The 18,891-nt window shown below is 71.9% G+C and carries 17 protein-coding genes and 1 tRNA gene; 10 read left to right on the forward strand and 8 right to left on the reverse strand.

Annotated features, from left to right (window positions below):
* The first annotated feature begins 40 nt into the window (after positions 1–40).
* The 5 genes from CRP52_RS09205 (at position 41) to CRP52_RS09225 (ending at position 5,464) form a co-directional block, all read left to right on the forward strand.
* A complete protein-coding gene (locus CRP52_RS09205) occupies positions 41–1,396 on the forward strand; it encodes a vWA domain-containing protein (RefSeq protein ID WP_097235953.1) in 1,356 nt (451 codons plus the stop codon).
* A gap of 73 nt (positions 1,397–1,469) precedes the next feature.
* Positions 1,470–2,747, forward strand: a complete 1,278-nt coding sequence (locus tag CRP52_RS09210; RefSeq protein ID WP_097235954.1) for an FHA domain-containing protein — start codon at positions 1,470–1,472, stop codon at positions 2,745–2,747.
* 157 nt (positions 2,748–2,904) lie between these two features.
* Positions 2,905–3,822: an ABC transporter ATP-binding protein gene (locus CRP52_RS09215; RefSeq protein ID WP_097235955.1), complete on the forward strand. Its 918-nt coding sequence runs from the start codon at positions 2,905–2,907 to the stop codon at positions 3,820–3,822.
* The gene (locus tag CRP52_RS09220; RefSeq protein WP_257032379.1) at positions 3,819–4,961 is read left to right on the forward strand and encodes an ABC transporter permease; all 1,143 of its coding nucleotides are present in this window, start codon (positions 3,819–3,821) and stop codon (positions 4,959–4,961) included. The genes CRP52_RS09215 and CRP52_RS09220 overlap by 4 nt, the downstream gene beginning before the upstream one ends.
* 98 nt (positions 4,962–5,059) lie before the next feature.
* Positions 5,060–5,464, forward strand: coding sequence for a globin (locus tag CRP52_RS09225; RefSeq protein ID WP_097235956.1), 405 nt, complete (start codon positions 5,060–5,062; stop codon positions 5,462–5,464).
* A gap of 22 nt (positions 5,465–5,486) precedes the next feature.
* Here CRP52_RS09225 and CRP52_RS09230 read toward each other — a convergent pair whose 3' ends face one another.
* From CRP52_RS09230 to CRP52_RS09250, 5 genes are all read right to left on the reverse strand, one after another.
* A complete protein-coding gene (locus CRP52_RS09230; RefSeq protein ID WP_306458849.1) occupies positions 5,487–6,179 on the reverse strand; it encodes a hypothetical protein in 693 nt (230 codons plus the stop codon).
* A 35-nt stretch (positions 6,180–6,214) separates the two neighbouring features.
* Positions 6,215–6,658, reverse strand: coding sequence for an acyl-CoA thioesterase (locus CRP52_RS09235; RefSeq protein WP_097235957.1), 444 nt, complete (start codon positions 6,656–6,658; stop codon positions 6,215–6,217).
* A 130-nt stretch (positions 6,659–6,788) separates the two neighbouring features.
* Positions 6,789–8,453 (reverse strand): energy-dependent translational throttle protein EttA, encoded by a 1,665-nt coding sequence (gene ettA / locus CRP52_RS09240; RefSeq protein ID WP_097235958.1) that lies wholly within the window; start codon positions 8,451–8,453, stop codon positions 6,789–6,791.
* A 282-nt stretch (positions 8,454–8,735) separates the two neighbouring features.
* On the reverse strand, positions 8,736–10,151 hold the full coding sequence (locus CRP52_RS09245) for a Cys-Gln thioester bond-forming surface protein (protein ID WP_179852735.1): 1,416 nt from the start codon (positions 10,149–10,151) through the stop codon (positions 8,736–8,738).
* A gap of 353 nt (positions 10,152–10,504) precedes the next feature.
* Positions 10,505–11,101, reverse strand: coding sequence for a single-stranded DNA-binding protein (locus tag CRP52_RS09250; protein WP_097235960.1), 597 nt, complete (start codon positions 11,099–11,101; stop codon positions 10,505–10,507).
* A 631-nt stretch (positions 11,102–11,732) separates the two neighbouring features.
* On the opposite strand from CRP52_RS09250, the gene CRP52_RS09255 reads away from it, so the two are divergent.
* Positions 11,733–11,808: transfer RNA gene (locus CRP52_RS09255), tRNA-Arg, on the forward strand.
* Between the two features lie 372 nt (positions 11,809–12,180).
* Here the strand turns inward: CRP52_RS09255 and CRP52_RS09260 are convergent.
* Complete coding sequence (locus CRP52_RS09260) at positions 12,181–12,828, reverse strand: TetR/AcrR family transcriptional regulator (RefSeq protein WP_179852736.1); 648 nt, start codon at positions 12,826–12,828, stop codon at positions 12,181–12,183.
* A 76-nt stretch (positions 12,829–12,904) separates the two neighbouring features.
* On the opposite strand from CRP52_RS09260, the gene CRP52_RS09265 reads away from it, so the two are divergent.
* Positions 12,905–13,456, forward strand: coding sequence for a GNAT family N-acetyltransferase (locus tag CRP52_RS09265; RefSeq protein WP_097235961.1), 552 nt, complete (start codon positions 12,905–12,907; stop codon positions 13,454–13,456).
* A gap of 103 nt (positions 13,457–13,559) precedes the next feature.
* Here the strand turns inward: CRP52_RS09265 and CRP52_RS09270 are convergent, their stop codons facing one another.
* Positions 13,560–15,110, reverse strand: a complete 1,551-nt coding sequence (locus CRP52_RS09270; RefSeq protein WP_373560471.1) for an MFS transporter — start codon at positions 15,108–15,110, stop codon at positions 13,560–13,562.
* A 169-nt stretch (positions 15,111–15,279) separates the two neighbouring features.
* Between CRP52_RS09270 and CRP52_RS09275 the strand changes: the two genes are divergently transcribed.
* The 3 genes from CRP52_RS09275 to CRP52_RS09285 all read left to right on the forward strand — a co-directional run bounded on the left by CRP52_RS09275 (position 15,280) and on the right by CRP52_RS09285 (position 17,587).
* Complete coding sequence (locus tag CRP52_RS09275; RefSeq protein ID WP_097235962.1) at positions 15,280–15,969, forward strand: TetR family transcriptional regulator; 690 nt, start codon at positions 15,280–15,282, stop codon at positions 15,967–15,969.
* 35 nt (positions 15,970–16,004) lie between these two features.
* A complete protein-coding gene (locus CRP52_RS09280) occupies positions 16,005–16,817 on the forward strand; it encodes an enoyl-CoA hydratase/isomerase family protein (RefSeq protein ID WP_097235963.1) in 813 nt (270 codons plus the stop codon).
* Between the two features lie 131 nt (positions 16,818–16,948).
* Entirely contained in the window at positions 16,949–17,587 is a 639-nt protein-coding gene (locus CRP52_RS09285) for a hypothetical protein (protein ID WP_257032380.1), read from the forward strand.
* Positions 17,588–17,603: 16 nt separating this feature from the next.
* Here the strand turns inward: CRP52_RS09285 and CRP52_RS09290 are convergent, their stop codons facing one another.
* Positions 17,604–18,830 (reverse strand): acyl-CoA dehydrogenase family protein, encoded by a 1,227-nt coding sequence (locus CRP52_RS09290; RefSeq protein WP_097235964.1) that lies wholly within the window; start codon positions 18,828–18,830, stop codon positions 17,604–17,606.
* Between the last annotated feature and the right edge of the window lie 61 nt (positions 18,831–18,891).

Here is an 18,891-nt window from a genome sequence, read left to right on the forward strand (position 1 = left end):
ATCGCATCCACCCCCTCACCCGACGGGAGCCGACCGCCCCATGGCAACACTGGCGAAGCCGAACCTGCCCAGGTTCGACGTGGAGATCTTCCAGAACGAGTACCTGGCCGACGGCGCCCGCGAGGTCAACGCCATCGTCACCGTCACCGCGACCGGCGGCGGCACCTCCGGCGGGCGCCCGCTCGGGATCACCGACGCCGGGCCCGCCGGGGCCGGGGCCGAGGCGGCCGTGGTGATCCTGGTGGACTGCTCGGGCTCGATGGACTACCCCAAGACCAAGATCAACGGCGCCCGGGAGGCCACCTCCGCCGCCATCGACGCCCTGCGCGACGGCACCGCCTTCGCCGTCGTCGCCGGCACCCACGAGGCCCGCGACATCTACCCCGGCGACGGCACCCTGGCCACCGCCTCCGCCGCCACCCGCGAGCAGGCCAAGGAGTCGCTGCGCCGCCTCACCGCGGCCGGCGGCACCGCGATGGGCACCTGGCTGGCCAAGGCCGACAAGCTCTTCCTCACCCGCCACGACATCGCCATCCGGCACGCGATCCTGCTCACCGACGGCAACAACGAGCACGAGTCGGCGGAGGACCTGGCCCGCACCATCGAGCGGGTCACCGGCCACTTCACCGCCGACTGCCGGGGCGTCGGCACCGACTGGCGGATCGACGAACTGCGCAAGATCTCCTCGGCGCTGCTCGGCACCGTCGACATCGTCGCCGAACCCTCCGGCCTGGCCGAGGACTTCCGCTCGATGATGGCCGGCGCCATGGGCAAGCAGGTCGCCGACGTCGCCCTGCGGATCTGGACCCCGGCCAACGCCACCGTGAAGTTCGTCAAGCAGGTCGCCCCCGCGGTCGAGGACCTCACCGCCCGCCGCACCGAGGCCGGGCCCCGGGCCGGGGACTACCCCACCGGCTCCTGGGGCGACGAGAGCCGCGACTACCACGTCTGCGTCGAGGTCCCGGCCGCCTCCATCGGCAACGAGATGCTCGCCGCCCGGATCAGCCTGGTGCTGCCCCCGCAGGTCGGCAGCGGCACCCCCGAGGTGCTCAGCCAGGGCCTGGTCAAGGCGGTGTGGACCGACGACCTGGCCTCCTCCACCCGGATCAGCCCACAGGTCGCCCACTACACCGGGCAGGCCGAACTGGCCTCCTCCATCCAGGAGGGACTGGAGGCCCACCGCGCCGGGGACGTCGACACCGCCACCGCCAAGCTGGGCGCCGCCGTCCGGATCGCCCACGCGACCGGGAACGACGGCACCTACAAGCTGCTGCAGAAGGTGGTGGACGTGGTGGACCCGAAGGAGGGTACGGTTCGGTTCCGTAAGAACGTGAGCGAGGCCGACTCGATGACCCTTGAGACCCGGTCGACCAAGACGGTACGTGTGAAGAAGTGACCGCTGAAGACGTGACCGGGCCGGCGCCCCGGCCCGACGCCGCACGGAGCCGGCCCGAAACGAGGGGGACCTGATGCCGATCTGCCCGAGGGGCCACGAGTCGCAGGCCGAGGACTGGTGCGACTTCTGCGGCTTCCCGATGACCCCGCCGGCCCCGGCCCCCGGCGCCCACGGGGGCTACCCGGGCGCGCCCGGAGCCGAGCACCCGGCACCCGGCACGCCCGCCGGGCACCCGCAGCACGGCGGTGCGTCCTTCGGCGCGCCGCCGCCCCCGCCGCCGATGCCCCCGGGGGCGGTGCCCCCGCCGGGTGCCGTGCCCCCGCCCGGGTCCTACCCGCCGCCCGGGTCCTACCCGCCGCCGGCACAGGGCCTCACCGAGGGCCTGACCGTCTGCCCGATCTGCCGCAGCCCGCAGACCGGCCGGTTCTGCGAGGAGTGCGGCTACGACTACGAGCTCTCCACGCCCTCGCGCCGCCAGACCCCGGCCGCCGCCGCGCCCGTCCCCGGCCCCGCCCAGCCCGCGCCGCTGAACATCCCGGCGGCCTACGGCGGCGCCCCGCAGCAGCCCCAGCACCCGCAGGACCCGTACGGCCAGGCCCCACACGGCCAGGACCCGTACGGCCAGGACCCGTACGGCCGGCAGGCGGCCGAGCAGCCCCCGGCGGCCCCGCAGGCCGTCGCCCCGCCCGTGCCGCAGCAGCCGCAGGCCCCCGCCCAGCAGGCACCGGCCCAGCAGCACACCTACGGCTACCCTCCGCCGGAGGGCGCCTTCCCCGAGGCCCAGCTGCGCGAGGACTCCGGCCCGGTGTACGCCCAGCCGGCCGGCCCCGGGCCGAACACCCGCGGCGGCGACTTCGGCACCTCCTTCCACCTCGCCCCGCCGCAGCAGCCGCAGCAGCCGCAGCCTCCGCACCAGGAGGCCGCCCCGGCCGAGCCGGTGCGGACCACCTGGATCGCCGTCGTCGCGGCCGACCGGGACTACTTCACCGACATGATGGCCCGCAGCGGCCCCGAGGCTGCCGGCCTGTTCTTCCCGCCGTACTGCCCCGAGCGCCGGATCCCGCTGACCGGCCGCGGCCAGCTGCGGATCGGGCGGCGCAGCCAGCACCGCGGCACCGTCCCGGAGATCGACCTGTCCGTCCCGCCGGAGGACCCGGGCGCCTCCCACCAGCACGCGTTGCTCGCCGAACAGGCGGACGGCAGCTGGGTGCTGGTGGACCAGGACTCGACCAACGGCACCACCGTGAACGGCGGCGCGGAGCCGGTCGCCCCGCACACCGCGGTGCCGCTGAACGACGGCGACCGGATCCACATCGGCGCCTGGACGACCATCACGGTGCACCGCGCCTGACGCACTCTGAGCCAGCGTCAGCGGCAACTGCGGCCGGGCCGAGCGGAATTCGACATTTCGCCCGGCCCGGCCCTTTTCCTCCGGCTTCCTCAAAGGATCCGCAAATCCCGCTCCGGGACGTGCACAAGACGCTCCGCTAGCCCTATTGTCAGGGCACATGACTGCAGCTATATCCGCCGACGGCATCCGTCAGCGGTACGGGGATGTGCAGGCCGTCGACGGGGTGTCCTTCACCGTCGAGGCCGGCGAGTTCTACGGGATCCTGGGCCCCAACGGCGCCGGGAAGACCACCACGATGGAGATCCTGGAAGGCGTCCGGGAACCGGACGAGGGCCGGGTCGAGCTGCTGGGGATGGCTCCCTGGCCGCGCAATCCGAAACTGCTGCCGAGAATCGGCGTGCAGTTCCAGGCCTCCGCTTTCTTCCGGAAACTGACGGCCCGGGAGACCATTCGCACCTTCGCGTCGTTCTACGGGGTCGGTGCCAAGCGGGCCGATGCGATGCTGGAGCGGGTCGGCCTCGCGGACAAGTCCGAAGCCATGACCGACCAGATGTCCGGCGGCCAGGCCCAGCGCCTGTCGATCGCCTGCGCACTGGCCCACGACCCGGAGCTCGTCTTCCTGGACGAGCCCACCACCGGCCTCGACCCGCAGGCCCGGCGCAACCTCTGGGACCTCCTGCGGGACATCAACGCCGAGGGCCGCACGGTCGTGCTCACCACGCACTACCTGGACGAGGCCGAGGTGCTCTGCGACCGCGTCTCGATCATGGACCACGGCAAGATCCTGCACACCGGCGCCCCGGCGGCGCTGATCCGCGAGATCGACGACACCGTGCGGATCAGCGTGGCCTCCGGCCAGCTGCCCCTCGACCGGGCCCGCGAGCTGCTGACCGCGGCCGGCGCCGACATCGCCACCCTGGAGGACGACACCGTCTCGCTCTCCGTCTCCACCCGCCTTCCGGCCCCGGTGCTCAGCGTCCTGGCCGAGCAGAACGCCCTGCGCGGCCTCGAAGTGCGGGGCGCCACCCTGGAGGACGTCTTCCTCCAGCTGACCGGACGGGAGTTCCGCGCATGACCGCCAGCACGTCCACCGAGCCGAAGGTCCCCGCCCAGCGGGGCGGTTCGGCCGGCGCCGCCGGCGAACGGGAGCGGGTCAGCGCGTTCTGGAGCCTGTCCCGCGCCATGCTGCTCGGCATGAAGCGCGACCGCACCGCGACCTTCTTCATCCTGCTCTTCCCCCTGGTCTTCCTGGTCTTCTTCGGCGCCGTGACCAAGGGCTCCGGCAGCCCGCACGCCAAGGTGGCGCAGGTCGGCGCGGTGAAGCTGTTCGACTCGATGCAGGGCGGCGAGCGGGCCGGGCTGGACCAGGTCCTCACGATCACCAGGACCGACGACGAGTCGGCCACGCTGGAGAAGGTCCGCAAGGGCGACTTCGACGCGATGATCAAGCAGGGCCCGGACGGCAAGGTCGAGCTGCGCTTCACCGCTGCCGACACCGTCCGCGCCGGCGCCGTCCAGGGCATCTTCAACTCCGTGGTGCAGAGCGCCAACCAGGAGGCCACCGGCCAGAAGCCGGCCTACGTCCTGGACGCCCAGCAGGTCGAGGACAAGTCGCTCAAGCCGATCCAGTTCCTCACCCCCGGCCTGCTCGGCTGGGCCGTCGCCACCGGCGCGGTGTTCGGCGCCGCCCTGACGCTGGTCAACTGGCGCAAGACCAAGGTGCTGCGCCGGCTGCGGCTGGCCCCGATCAACGCGGGTACGGTCGTCAGCTCCCGGGTCCTGGTCTCGCTGGTGACCGCGCTCCTGCAGACCACCGTCTTCCTGGTCGTCGCCACGAGCTTCTTCGGGCTCAAGCTGACCGGCAACTGGTGGCTGATCATCCCGCTGGTGTGCTGCGCGACGCTCGCCTTCATGTCGATCGGCCTGCTGGCCGGCTCGGTCGCCAAGACCGAGGAGGCGGCCAACGGCATCTCGCAGATCATCGTGCTGCCGATGTCCTTCCTGTCCGGCTCGTTCTTCCCGCTGGACGGCGCCCCGGGCTGGCTGAAGACCATCTCCGAGGTCATGCCGCTGCACTACCTGGTCAACTCCGCACAGTCGGTGCTGACCCGCGGCGGCGGCGTCATGGACGCCCTGCCGACCATGGGCGGCCTGCTGCTCTTCGCGGCCGTGCTGACCGGCATCTCCTGGAAGCTGTTCAAGTGGGAGGACTGATCACGTGGGAGCACTGACCTCCCGCTGACCGTCCCCGGTGGGGTCGTACGCCTTTTGTCCTGGTGTACGGCCCCACCGGCGTCTGCGACCATGGTCGGGTGAACGAGATCCGACGGGGCACGTTGAGCGAGGAGACCTTCTTCGAGCAGGTCGGCGGTGAGCCGACCTTCCGGCGGCTGGCCCGGCTGTTCTACCAGGGCGTCGCCGAGGACGAGCTGCTGCGGCCGATGTACCCCGAGGACGACCTGGGCCCCGCCGAGGAGCGGATGGCGCTGTTCCTGATGCAGTACTGGGGCGGCCCGCGCACCTACAGCGACCGGCGCGGCCACCCGCGGCTGCGGATGCGGCACGCGCCGTTCAAGGTCGACAAGGCCGCGCACGACGCCTGGCTCACCCACATGCGGGCGGCGGTGGCGGGCCTGGAACTGCCCGCCGAGCACGAACAGCAGCTGATCGACTACCTGACCTACGCCGCCGCCTCGATGATCAACACCCCGGGCTGAGCCCGGCTACCGGATCCGGCCGCTACCGGATCGGGCTGAGCCCCAGCCCCGCGCCCGGCGCGGCCGCCGTGCGCACCACCACCGAACCCGCCGGGGCGCTCAGCCGCAGCCAGCCGCCCGCCCGGTGCACGGTGAGCGGGGCGCCGGGCTTCAGGAAACCGATCACGTACGCGGCGTGCACCGCCCGCAGCGGCAGCTCCGGCAGCGCGGACACCGGGCGCGACCAGATCTCGTCGGCCAGCGCGTCCAGCACCGACCGGGTGCGGTGGTGCGCCGGGACGGCCTCGCTGCGCTCGCGGAACTCCCGCACCCCGGCCATGAGTTCGGGGTGCACCTCGGCCACCGGCGGCGCCCCGACCGGCCGCCAGCCGGTGCGCGGCGGCAGCAGCCCGGCCCAGGCGGGGCCGGTCACCGGCGCGGGCAGCGCGACGGTGCCCGCCTCCGCGTCCACACCGTCCAGCAGCTGGCCCGCCGAGGCGGTCAGGTCCACCGGCTCGTCGAGGCCGCCCAGCCGCGCGGTGCGGATCACCAGCACGCCCGAACCGCCCAGCGGCAGCCGGCCGAAGACCGCCAGCACGCCGTCCTCCGGCGCGGGGCCGACCGCCTGCAGGCGCACGGCCGCCGCCTTGTCGAAGCGCAACAGGCGCAGCAGGAAGGCGGAGAGGTCGGCGGCCTCCCCGGCGTCGGCCAGGGCGAGGCGGGCGGTGATGGTCACGCGGCTCAGCTCGAATCGATCGGTGGGGTGGGCTTTCAGACTGCCGCGACGGCGGGCTCCTCGTCCATGAAACGGGACAGGAACTCCCGCTCCACCGGCGAGATCCGGCGCGGCCGGCCCTCGGCCAGGTCGTAGGGGACGACCACGCTGGACGCCCGGACGTACACGGTCTCGGTGCCGTCCTCGGCGACGTCCTTGATCTCGTACGAGACGGTCAGCGAGGCTCCGCCGATCTTCGTCACCCAGGTCTCGATGGTGACCGGCGTCGGCCGGTGCACCAGCGGGCGCTTGTAGTCGATCTCGTGGCGCGCCACCACCGAGCCGCCCGCGAACTCCCCGGCGCCGGCCTCGGCGGCCTGGGTGAACATGAAGTCGATCCGGGCCTCCTCCAGGTAGCGCAGGAAGACCACGTTGTTGACGTGCCCGAAGGCGTCCATGTCGGACCAGCGCAGCGGGCAGGGGTAGATGTGGCGAGCCACGGGTGTTCTCCTCGGTGTCCGGTGGCCCGACGCCGGACGTCGGAGTTCGGACGTCGGACGTCGGTGACGGGCCGCGGCCCGGCAGGCCGCCCCGGAGGGCAGTCTGCCGGGCCGTTGTGACAGCTGGGTGTCAGCCTCGGGTCAGCTTCTTGTAGGTGGCCCGGTGCGGACGGGCGGCGTCGGCGCCCAGTCGCTCGATCTTGTTCTTCTCGTACGACTCGAAGTTGCCCTCGAACCAGAACCACTTGCTCTCGCCCTCGTAGGCGAGGATGTGGGTCGCCACTCGGTCGAGGAACCAGCGGTCGTGGGAGATGACCACGGCGCAGCCGGGGAACTCCAGCAGGGCGTTCTCCAGCGAGGAGAGCGTCTCGACGTCCAGGTCGTTGGTGGGCTCGTCGAGGAGCAGCAGGTTGCCGCCCTGCTTGAGGGTGAGCGCCAGGTTCAGGCGGTTGCGCTCACCGCCGGAGAGCACGCCGGCCGGCTTCTGCTGGTCCGGGCCCTTGAAGCCGAAGGCCGACACGTAGGCGCGGGACGGCATCTCGACCTGGCCGACGTTGATCCAGTCCAGACCGTCGGAAACGACCTCCCAGAGGGTCTTCTTCGGGTCGATGTTGGAGCGGGTCTGGTCGACGTAGCTGATCTTGACGGTCTCGCCGACCTTGACCTTGCCGCTGTCCGGGGTCTCCAGGTCCTGGAGCATCTTGAACAGGGTGGTCTTGCCGGCGCCGTTCGGGCCGATGATGCCGACGATGCCGTTGCGCGGCAGGGTGAAGCTGAGGTCGTCGATCAGGACCTTCTCGCCGAAGGCCTTGTTGAGGTTCTCGACCTCGATGACGACGCTGCCCAGGCGCGGGCCCGGCGGGATCTGGATCTCCTCGAAGTCCAGCTTCCGCATCTTGTCGGCCTCGGCCGCCATCTCCTCGTAGCGGGCCAGACGGGCCTTGGACTTCGCCTGGCGGCCCTTGGCGTTGGAGCGGACCCACTCCAGCTCTTCCTTGAGGCGCTTGGCGCGCTTGGCGTCCTTCTGCCCCTCGACCTTGAGACGGGACTGCTTGCTCTCCAGGTAGGTGGAGTAGTTGCCCTCGTAGCCGATCGCGCGGCCGCGGTCGAGCTCCAGGATCCAGCCGGCCACGTTGTCCAGGAAGTACCGGTCGTGGGTGACGGCCACGACGGTGCCCTTGTACTTGGCCAGGTGCTGCTCCAGCCAGTTCACCGACTCGGCGTCCAGGTGGTTGGTGGGCTCGTCGAGGAGCAGCAGGTCGGGGGCCTCCAGCAGCAGCTTGCAGAGCGCCACGCGGCGCTTCTCGCCACCGGACAGCTTGGTGACGGCCCAGTCGCCGGGCGGGCAGCCCAGGGCGTCCATGGCCTGCTCCAGCTGGGCGTCCAGGTCCCAGGCCTCGGCGTGGTCCAGCTCCTCCTGGAGCTTGCCCATCTCGTCGAGCAGCTCGTCCGAGTAGTCGGTCGCCATCAGCTCGGCGATCTCGTTGAAGCGGTCGAGCTTCCCCTTGATCTCCTTGACGCCGTCCTGGACGTTCTCCAGGACCGTCTTGGACTCGTCCAGCGGCGGCTCCTGGAGGAGCATGCCGACGGTGTAGCCGGGCGAGAGGAAGGCGTCGCCGTTGGAGGGCTGCTCCAGGCCGGCCATCATCTTCAGCACGGTGGACTTACCGGCACCGTTGGGGCCCACGACGCCGATCTTCGCTCCGGGGAGGAAGCTGAGCGTCACGTCGTCAAGGATGACCTTGTCTCCGTGAGCCTTGCGCACCTTGCGCATCGTGTAGATGTATTCCGCCACGTGAGATCGCTCCGGCGTCGTCGGGAGTATTCGGCTTGCAGCCTTCCATTGTGCCGCACCCGGCCCGAACCCCCGAACCGCCCAGGTGGACCCCCGCCGGGGTATCCCGAACGGATCCGGGACTCCTCGGGAACGGCGAAGGCCCGGTTCCCCGCAGCAACTGCGGGGAACCGGGCCGATTCCGTTCTTCAGGCCTCAGGAGGTGGACTCCCCCGGCCCGCCCGGGCGCCTCAGGCGCCTCAGGCGACGGTGCGCTTCAGGCGCTGAGGCGCTTCGGGAGCCTCAGGCGGCGGTGCGACCGTGGCGGCCGCGGCGGCGCAGGACGAAGACGGCGGCGCCACCGGCCACGACCAGACCACCGGCGACGGCGGCGAGGATCGGGGTCGAGTCATTGGCACCGGTCTGGGCCAGGCCACCGGTGCCCGGGGCGGAGCTGGTGGTCGCCGGGGTCGGCTGGCCGGCGGCCGGGGTGGTCGAGGTCGCCGACGGGGTGGCGGTGCCGGCCGGGGTGGTCGGGGTGCCGGTCGGGGTCACACCGGTCTTGCAGTCCAGGACGCCCGTGAACTCCTTGGCGTAGCCGTTCGGGCCGGCCACCTTGATGTCGTACTTGGCCTTCTCGGCGACCTTGACGAGCACGCTCTCGATCTTGCCCGGCTGGACGGTCACCTGCTGCTTGTCGACCGTGACGGTCGCGGCCTCGTCACCGCTGTTGGTGACGGAGACGCGCACGCCGTTGTTGGCGCACTCGACCTTGGCGGAGCTGTCCACCAGCGCGCCCTTGCCCTGCTTCCAGGCGACCTTGGCGGAGGCCGCGACGTTCACCTTGGTGGAGCCGGCCAGGATCATGGTCTGGCTGTGGTTGCCGTCGTCGTCCAGGTCGCTCATGAAGACCCGGCCGCTGAGCACGGTGGCCTCGGCGCTGGCGTCGAGGCCCGCCTTGCCGTCCGGGGTGCCGGCCGGCACGTCCAGGAACAGCTGGGTGTCCTTGGCGATCGGACCGGCCAGGTTGCCGGCGACCGGCTTGCCGTCCTTGTCCAGCACCTTGATCTTGTCGGCGGCGTCGCCGGAGACGGCCAGCTTGACGGCGCCGGCGCTGGAGTTCAGCACGAACGGGCCGAGCTTGCCGCCCGACTTGCCGGAGACGGAGTCCGGGGTGAGCGTCAGCGAGGGCTTCGGCTCGGCCGCCACGCCCTTGTTGGCGTCACTGGTCAGGTAGTTGCGCAGCTTCTTGGCGTTCTCGGTGCGCGGGATCGCGGTCTTGTCGTCCGAGAACTTCCAGATCGCCGCCTGGGTGCCGGCGGCGGCGTCCTCGTCGCTCAGGCTGTTGACGTGGATGGCCGCGGCCAGCGAGGCCAGGTTCGCCTGCGGGTACGAGTTGTCCAGGATCCAGCGGATCTTGGAGGCGTTGGCGTTGCTGTTGAGGGAGCTCGACGCCCAGTCGGCCTCGTGGTACTTGGCGCGGCTGTTCAGGTAGACCGGGTTGTCGAAGTCGATGCAGTAGGTCTGCAGCTTCTCGCCCGCGGCCGTCTTGAGGGTGAACAGACCCGCGTCGACGGTCCCCTTGCCCTCGACGTCGACCTTCTCGCCGAGCATGGTGTTCTGCACCACCGCGGTGACGCCCGAACCCGGGGTGTCCGCTGCGACCGCCGCACCGGCCGCGAACAGGCCTCCGCCCAGCGCCACGCTGGTCGTGAGCATGACAGTGGTTATCCGGGACAGACTCCGCCCCTGCCTCTGGAACATCTGGGATCCCTCCGGGCCGGGCCGGTCCGATGGACGGCCCGCCGACTTGCCGTGCCGCGCGTGCCCCCTGTGGCACTGCTGCGGGTATGAACCAGACGAATCCTATTGACCCCCAGAGGCCCCGAAACCCCCATGCGAAATCAGGACGATTCCGTATCTGGATCGTTATCAACCCTCCCAGATTCCACACAAGCTGACGGATGGCCGGAAACTCCGGGCCACTTTCTGTTATCCGGTCGGCATTGTGCGTGCGGGCACAACAACCATCTCGATCAACATATTTGTCGACAGAGTCGGCCACCGACCGGTCAGTTCACCACGCCCTGCACGTCACCTCCCCGACCGCTCCCGGCCACCTCGCTCTGACCCTCCATCACCGGACGCACGGCCGCCGCCGGAGCTGTCGCGGCGGCCGCAAGGGCCCGACGCGCCTCCAGTGCGCTCACGATCCACCCCGGCACCACCTCGCCCCCGGGCTCACCTCCGGCCTCGCCCGCGGCCTCCGCCCCGCCCGGCCCCACGCCGCCCGCGGGCTGCCCTCGCACCGCCGACGCCCAACGGAACGCCGAGGTACCGCGGGTGAGATCGTGTCCGACCGATCGGGCGTCGATCTCAGCCCGGCTGCGCTTCACCTCCCCCTCCTTCCACTCCCGCACCCGCAGCCGGCCGCTCACCAGCACCGGATCACCCTTGTTCAGCGAACTGATCAGGTTCACCGCGAGCGCCCGCCAGGCCGTCACCGCCACGAACTGCGTCTCGCCGTCCACCCAGCACTCGCGCTGCCGGTCGTACCGCCGCTCGGTGCAGCCGACCCGGAAGCTCGCCATCGGCACCCCGCCGGAGGTCTCCCCGTAGGTCACCTCCGTCGCGACATTGCCGACCACCGTCACATGCGTCTCGCTCACGGCACACTCTCCGTTCTCGCCGATGCACCGTACGGAATCGACCGGTGCGCCTTGAGCGTGCACCCCGCGGGAAATAACGGCCAATGACTTCCGAAATCCTGTGGATAACTCGGGCTCGTGGAACAGCTGTCACTCGCAGGGGTGAATTTTGCCCTCCGGAGACCGCTTCGCCCCCGCCTCTTCGCGGCCATGACAACAAACCCGCTGATCGCCGCCCCCACCCGCCGCCGGGGGAACGCCCCCCGGCGACCGTCCGCGCACGTCATCCGACCGGCGCAACCACGATTAGCGCCCCACTCGCGCCGCCGGCGGCGCATTCTCCGTGCCGAATCCATAACGGGTGAGGAGGCAGCCCCGTAACGACTGCACAACGTCCGGCGCGGAACACTCCCAGACCGCTGCACTCACGGCGTTCACCTGCGATTATCGGACCGCTCCACCGAACCGACACACCAACGACGGTGTCGTCACACTCGGCCGAGGAACTGGACACCCTTATCCTGTCCCCGACAGGTCGAGGGTCCACCCACCCCCACCCCCACCCTCAGGTACGGGGCCGGACAGCGCGCGCCCTCGGCGCTCGTCGCCCGCTCCCGGCCACGGTCACGCCCACCCGGGCGCCGCCCGTCCCGCCCCCATAGCTCAGCGGATAGAGCACCCGCCTTCTAAGCGGTAGGTCGCAGGTTCGAATCCTGCTGGGGGCGCCACCCGACAATTTCCGCGGATCGCCGCACGACCGCGACTATGCGTAGCCGGATAGGTTCTCCCGGTCATACTGCGCACGCACCGCGCATAACCCGTGACAATGCGTGTCATGCCGCCGCGAAAAAGTGCCGGCGGCCATTGCCGGCGGCAGGTGCGGTGCTCGGTCGGGTTCCGGGCCGTTTTCGGACAATCCCACGGCCCGGACAATCCCGCCGGGCCGCCCGTACGGCGGAAATCCCGGGGGAACTCCCCGCCCGGAAGCTCTCGGAAGCACCCGGAAACGCCCTAAAGCGCACCGGTCGCGCTCGAAAGCACCCGGAAAGCACCCCGGGAACGCCCAGCGGACACCCAGGAACACGAGCCGGAAAGCGCCGTCAGTCCGCCGACTCGGTCGGCGCCGCCGGCCCCGCCGGCCCCGTCAGCCCCGCCAGATAGGCGTCCAGCAGGGCCTCCTGGCGCCCGGCCGGGAACTCGTCCGGGGCGAACAGCGCCTGCACCACCAGTCCGAGCACGAAGGCCTGCGCCCCCGCCGCGACCTCGGCCGGATCGGCCTGCGCCGGGAGCTCCCCGAGCCGCTGGGCGTCCCGGACGAACCCGGTGAGCGCCACCCGCGACCGGGCGTAGCGGCCCGCGTGCGCGGCCGCCAGCTCCGGATCGGCCAGCGCGTGGTCCCAGGAGCCGACCCAGATCCGGTTGCCGGCCGCGGAGTCCCCGTCCAGCGGCAGGACGTCCAGCAGCGCCGCCCGCAGCCGGGCCAGCCCGGGAGGCGGCGGCGGGCTGCCGTCGGCGGGGGCGGCCCGCCGGGGCCGGTCGCCCGAGCGCCGGTCCAGCTCCTCCAGCGCATGGCTCAGCAGCGCCCGCTTGTTCGGGAAGTAGTGCGTCAACAGCCCGGTGGAGGCGCCCAGTTCGGTGGCCACCGCGCGCAGCGTCAGCCCCTCGAAGCCCCGGGTGGAGAGCACTCGCCACACCCCCTCGGACACGTCCGAGCGGCGGGCGTCATGGTCTCCACGGGCCGGTGTCATGGGGGCTATCGTACATACCAAACGTTTGTTATGAATAGATCCGACCAGCCCGCGCACCATCGTGAAAGGCCCGCCCGTGTTTGCCGTACAGCTCACCGACCACGCCGAACTGCGCCCGCTGGAGCCCTGGCAGGCCCCCGAGTTCCTGGCCCACATCGACCGCGCCCGCGCCCACACCGACCCGTGGATCCCCTGGGCCACCTTCTCCACCGACCTGGACTCCGCCCGGGCCACCCTGCAGCGCTACGCCGACGGCCAGGCCGCCGACCAGAAGCGGATCTTCGGCATCTGGCGGGACGGCACGCTGGTCGGCGGCGTGATGTTCGTCAGCTTCGACACCAAGTCCGGCGTCTGCGAGATCGGCGCCTGGACCGAGCCGGCCGGCGAGGGCGGCGGGCTGGTCACCGCCGCCGTCCGGCAGCTGCTCGACTACGCCTTCGTCACCCGCGGCCTGCACCGGGCCGAGTGGTGGTGCACCTCCGTCAACGCCCGCAGCCGCGCCGTCGCCGAACGGGTCGGCATGACGCGGGACGGCGTGCTGCGCGAGTGGTACCTGCACAACGGGGTCCGCCTGGACAAGGAGATCTGGGCGATCCTGGCCTCCGAGTGGGCCGCCCGGGCGGCCTGACGCCCGGCGGCGACGCCCTTCCCGGCAGCACCGACGGCGCGGGGCCCGGTGGACTCCCCTGTGGTCCACCGGGCCCCGCGCCGTACCGGTCGTCCCGGCCCGCTCAGGCCGCCAGCACCGGCTTCTCCTGCTCGGAGCGTTCCTCCGCCGATCCGGCCACCGCCACCGGCGCCCCGGCCGCCCGCAGCCGCAGCGCGAGCACCAGCACCACCGCCATCACCCCGCCCGCCGACAGGAACACCACGTCCACGGCGTCCGTGAAGCTGCCCAGCGCGTGCTCGCGGGCCGCGCCGGTGAGCGTCCTGACCGCGTCGAGCGTCCGGCCGGACTCCCCCGCCTCGAACACCCGGGCCAGCACGGTGCCGAACAGCGCCGCGCCGAGCGCGCTGCCGAGGGTCTGGAAGAAGCGCACCCCGGTGGTCGCCACACCGAGCTGGTGGGCCGGGGCGGCCTGCTGCACCTCGGCGATCAGCTGGCCGATCAGCTGGCCCAGCCCGCCGCCCAGCAGGGCGAGTTCGAGGCAGACCGTCCAGAGGCCGGTGGCCGGCCCGCTGAGGGCGAGCAGGGCCAGGGCGAGCGCCGAGCAGCCCGCGCCGGTCACCAGGAACGTGCGCGACGAGTGGCCGCGGGAGACCAGCCGGCCGGTCAGCAGGCCGACGGCCGTCATCCCGGCGGCCATCGGGATCAGGTACAGGCTGGCCGCGGTCGGTGCGACCCCGCGGGCGATCTGCAAGTAGAGCATCACGAACATGATCGAGCCGGTCATGCCCATCCCGACCAGGCCCTGGATCGCGAAGCCGAGGCGCACCACCCGGATCCGGAACAGCGACAGCGGCAGCACCGGCTCGGCGGCGGTGCTCTGGCGCCACAGGAAGAGGGCGAGCACGGCCAGGGTGGCGGCGCCGAGCCCGAGGATCACCGGGGAGGCCCAGCCGTAGTCCTTGCCGCCCCACTCGGTGACCAGCAGGAGCCCGGTGGCGAAGGCGGCCGCCAGGGCGGCGCCGGGGAAGTCCAGTCTCCGACGCCCGGCCGCCGACGGCAGCTTGACCACCAGGGCGACGCCGGCCAGGACGACGAGGCCGAGCGGAAGGTTGACGTAGAAGATCCAGCGCCAGCTCAGGTGGTCGGTGAACAGCGCGCCGATCAGCGGGCCGATCGCCATGCCGAGGCCCGCGACGATCCCGCCCATCGCCCCGCCCTTGCCGCCGCCGCGTTCCTCCGGCTCCTTCAACTGGGCGATGACCACCATGGTGACGCTCATCAGGCCGCCGCCCCCGATGCCCTGGACGGCCCGGAAGGCGATCAGCTGGCCCATGGTCTGGGCCGCCCCGCACAGCGCGGAGCCGACCAGGAAGGTGCCGACGGCCCCGAGCAACACGCGCTTGGCGCCGTGGACGTCGCAGAGCTTGCCGTACAGCGGCAGCAGCGCGGTGGCGGCCAGGGCGAACGCACTGACCAGCCAGGGCAGCCGGTCGACGCCGTGGACGGGGTCGAGGTCGCGGACGATCGGCACGGTGGCCGCCGACACGATGTTCATGTCGAGCACGGCCAGCACGATCGTGACCAGGCAGAGCATCATGCCCAGCCTTCGCCGGGCCGGTGTCATCAGGGTCGGTGCGGTCGGAGCCGGTTCGGCCAGGGCATCGGATGCCATCGGAAAGTCCCCCCGGAGTCAGTGGAGTTCGGCCCGACCGGGGTGATCCGGCGGGCTCGGCACCACCATGGCAGCATTTTTATACCTGGTCAATTCTTCGCCCAAGCCAATTATTCGCTCTGACCAATCATTCAGCCGAGTCCACCTTTGATCCTGGTACAGTCTCCCCATGGCGACACACCCCGCCCTCGACCTCGCCGCCGACCGCGACCTCGGCGCGCTCCCGCTGCGCGAGCGCAAGAAGATCCAGACCGGCATGCGGATCTGGCACACCGCCATCGGACTCTTCGCCGAGCGGGGGTTCGACCAGGTCTCGGTCGCCGAGATCGCGGCAGCCGCCGAGGTGTCCAAGATGACCGTCTTCAACTACTTCCCCACCAAGGAAGACCTGGTCATGGCCCCGCTGGAGCAGCACCTCGACGAGCCGGCCCGGGTGGTGCGCGAGCGCGCCCCGGGCACCTCTGCGGTGGTGGCGCTGCGCGAGCACTACCTGGCCGCGCTCGAACGGTTCGACCCCTCCACCGGCCTGAGCGACGACCCGGTCGTCCTCAATGTGGTCCGGGTGATCCACCAGACCCCGGCCCTGGCGATTCGCGCCACCGCCGGCTTCGACCGCAAGACGCAGACCCTGCTGGCCGCCGAACTGCTCGCCCAGGACCCGGCCCACGACGAGCTCACCGCCAGGGTCGCCGCCGCCCAACTGGTGGCCGCCCAGCTGACCCTGGCCGGCGAGAACCAGCGTCGGATGCTGGCCGGCGAACGCGCCGCGGACATCCTGCCGGACGCCCTCGGCGCGACCCGGCGCGCGTTCGCCCTGGTCGAACGGGGCCTCGGGGACTACTGCGCCGCCACCGCCTGAGAGAGTGGGCGCACCACGACCCACCGGAGGTGCGCATGGACGACCAGCCGCTGCTCACGCAGGACCGCTCAGACCTGCCCACCCGGGTCGAGGGCCTCCATGCGTACGTCGGCGAGGACGGCGTCGCGGTGCTGGAGTTGGCCCGCCCGCACCGCCGCAACGCGGTGACCCTGGCGATCTGGCAGGCCATCCCCGCCGTGCTGGAGCAGCTCGCCGCCCAGGACGGCATCCGCGCCCTGCTGCTCACCGGCGCCGGCAACACCTTCAGCGCGGGCGCGGACATCGGCGAACTCGCCGAGATGTACGGCGCTCCGGAACGCGCGGACGCCTACCACGCGATCAACGTCGTCGCCGAGGAGGCGCTGGCGGCCTTCCCGCACCCGACGATCGCGGTGGTGCACGGCGCCTGCGTGGGCGGCGGCTGCCAACTGGCCGTCGCCTGCGACCTGCGCTTCGTCGCCGAGGACGCCCGGCTGGGCATCACCCCGGCCAAGCTGGGGGTGGTCTACCCGGCGGTGCCGACCCTGCGGCTGGCCCGGCTGGTCGGCGCGGCGCGCGCCAAGTACCTGCTGTTCTCCGGCGAGTTGGTGCCGGGCCGGGACGCGCTGCCGCTGGGCCTCGCCGAACGCGTCCTGCCGGACGCCGAACTGGACGCCGCCGCACTGGACTTCGCCCGCCTGCTGACCCTCCGCTCGCCGCAGACCATCGGTGCGGTCAAGGCCGCCCTGGCCGTCCCGCCCGAGCAGGCCGCCGAGGCGCTGGCCCCCTGGGAGCGCCGCTCCCGGCAGGCCCCGGACGTCCACGAGGGCCTGGCCGCGTTCCTGGAGGGCCGGCCGGCCCGGTTCTGAACCGGGACCGGTTTGATCCCGGACCGGAGCAGGTGGCCGGGAAGCGCGGCCGGGGTCCGTGCACGGCGGCGACACCCGTACGATCATCCGGCCGCCGTCCAGCCCCTCACGACCCCGGAGCGACCACCCCGATGACGACCGAGGCCACGCCCGAGGCCATGACCGAGGCCACGACCGAAGGCGGGGCCGCCCCCACCGCCCGAACGGTCTGGGCCCGCCGCATCACCGACGGCGTCGAGCCGAAGAACGTGATCATCGCCCTGCTCCCGCTGCTGGGCGGCCTGCGCTACGGCCTGCCCGGCGTCGGCTGGGCACTGTTCGCGATCCTTTTCGCGGCCGTCATCCCGACCCTGTTCATCCGGCGCGGCATCCGCAGGGGCACCGTGGCGGACCGCCACGTCGGCCACCGGCAGCGCCGGCTGACCGTCCTGCCGTTCATCATGGGCTCGGTGCTGCTCAGCTTCGCGGTGATGATCCGGCTGGACGCCCCCGCCGACCTGACCGCCCTGGTCCTGGCGATGTTCGCCTCGCTGATCCCGATCCTGGTGATCACCGCCTGGTGGAAGGTCTCCGTGCACACCGCCGTGACCGCCGGCGCGGTGGTCTGCCTGGCCATCGCGCTCGGCCCGCTCTGGCTGCTGCTCTCCCCGCTGGTCCCGGTGGTCGGCTGGTCCCGCGTGGTGCTGCGGGACCACACCGTCGCCCAGACGGTCGTCGGCACGGCGGTGGGCGCACTCACCGCCGGGCTCACCTTCTGGGGCGCCCGCTAGGGCGGGCCACCAGCGTCTAGCGGATCGGTATCCCCGAGATCGCCCGGGCGATCACCAGCCGCTGGATCTCGCTGGTCCCCTCGAAGATCGTGTAGATCGCACTGTCCCGGTGCATCCGCTCCACCGGGTACTCCCGGGTGAAGCCGTTGCCGCCGAGGATCTGCATCGCCTGCGCCGTCACGTACTTGGCCGTCTCGCCCGCGTACAGCTTGGACATCGAGCCCTCGGCGGCGGTGAACGGCTGGTTGTTGGCCGCCATCCAGGACGCCCGCCACACCAGCAGCCGGGCCGCGTCGATCCGGGTCTTCATGTCGGCGAGCTGGAAGGCCACGCCCTGGTTGTCGATGATCGGGCGGCCGAACTGCTCCCTGGTTCCGGCGTAATCCAGCGCCACCTCGTACGCGGCCCGGGCGATGCCGATGGCCTGCGCGCCGACGGCCGGGCGGGAGGCCTCGAAGGTGGCCATCGCCGCGTTGCCCTTGCCGCCCGGGCGCTTGACGCCCTCGCGGGCCCGGGCCAGCCGCTCGTCCAGCTTCTCCTTGCCGCCGAGCAGGCAGCTGCCGGGCACCCGGACGCCGTCCAGCACGACCTCGGCGGTGTGCGAGGCCCGGATGCCGTGCTTCTTGAACTTCTGGCCCTGGCTCAGCCCGGGCGTGCCCGGCGGGACGACGAAGGAGGCCTGCCCCTTCGCCCCGAGCGCCGGGTCGACGGTGGCGACCACGACGTGGACGGCGGCGATCCCGCCGTTGGTGGCCCAGGTCTTGGTGCCGTTGAGCACCCACTCGTCCTTGGCCTCGTCGTACACGGCCCGGGTGCGCAGCGCGGAGACGTCGGAGCCGGCGTCCGGCTCGGAGGAGCAGAACGCGGCCACCTTGACGTCGTCCGGGGTGCCGAACATCTGCGGGGTCCAGGTGCCGATCTGCTCGTCGGTGCCGTTGGCCAGCACCGCGACGGCGGCCAGCGTGGTGCCGACGATGGACAGCCCGATGCCGGCGTCGCCCCAGAACAGCTCCTCCATGGCGATCGGGATGCCGACGCCGGAGGGGTCGAAGTACTGCTGGGCGTAGAAGTCCAGCGAGTAGATGCCCAGCTTGGCGGCCTCCTGGATGACCGGCCAGGGGGTCTCCTCGCGCTCGTCCCACTCGGCGGCGGCGGGGCGCATGACGTCGGCGGCGAAGCCGTGCAGCCAGTCGCGTACGGCGAGCTGGTCCGCGCCCGGGTCCAGCGAGAACGTGCTGCTCATGGTGCTTGCCTCCGAAGACGTGTGCGGCCGACCAGGGTGTTACCTCCGGTAACATCGACGG

The organism is Streptomyces sp. 1331.2, from assembly GCF_900199205.1.
Classification (GTDB): Bacteria; Actinomycetota; Actinomycetes; order Streptomycetales; family Streptomycetaceae; genus Kitasatospora.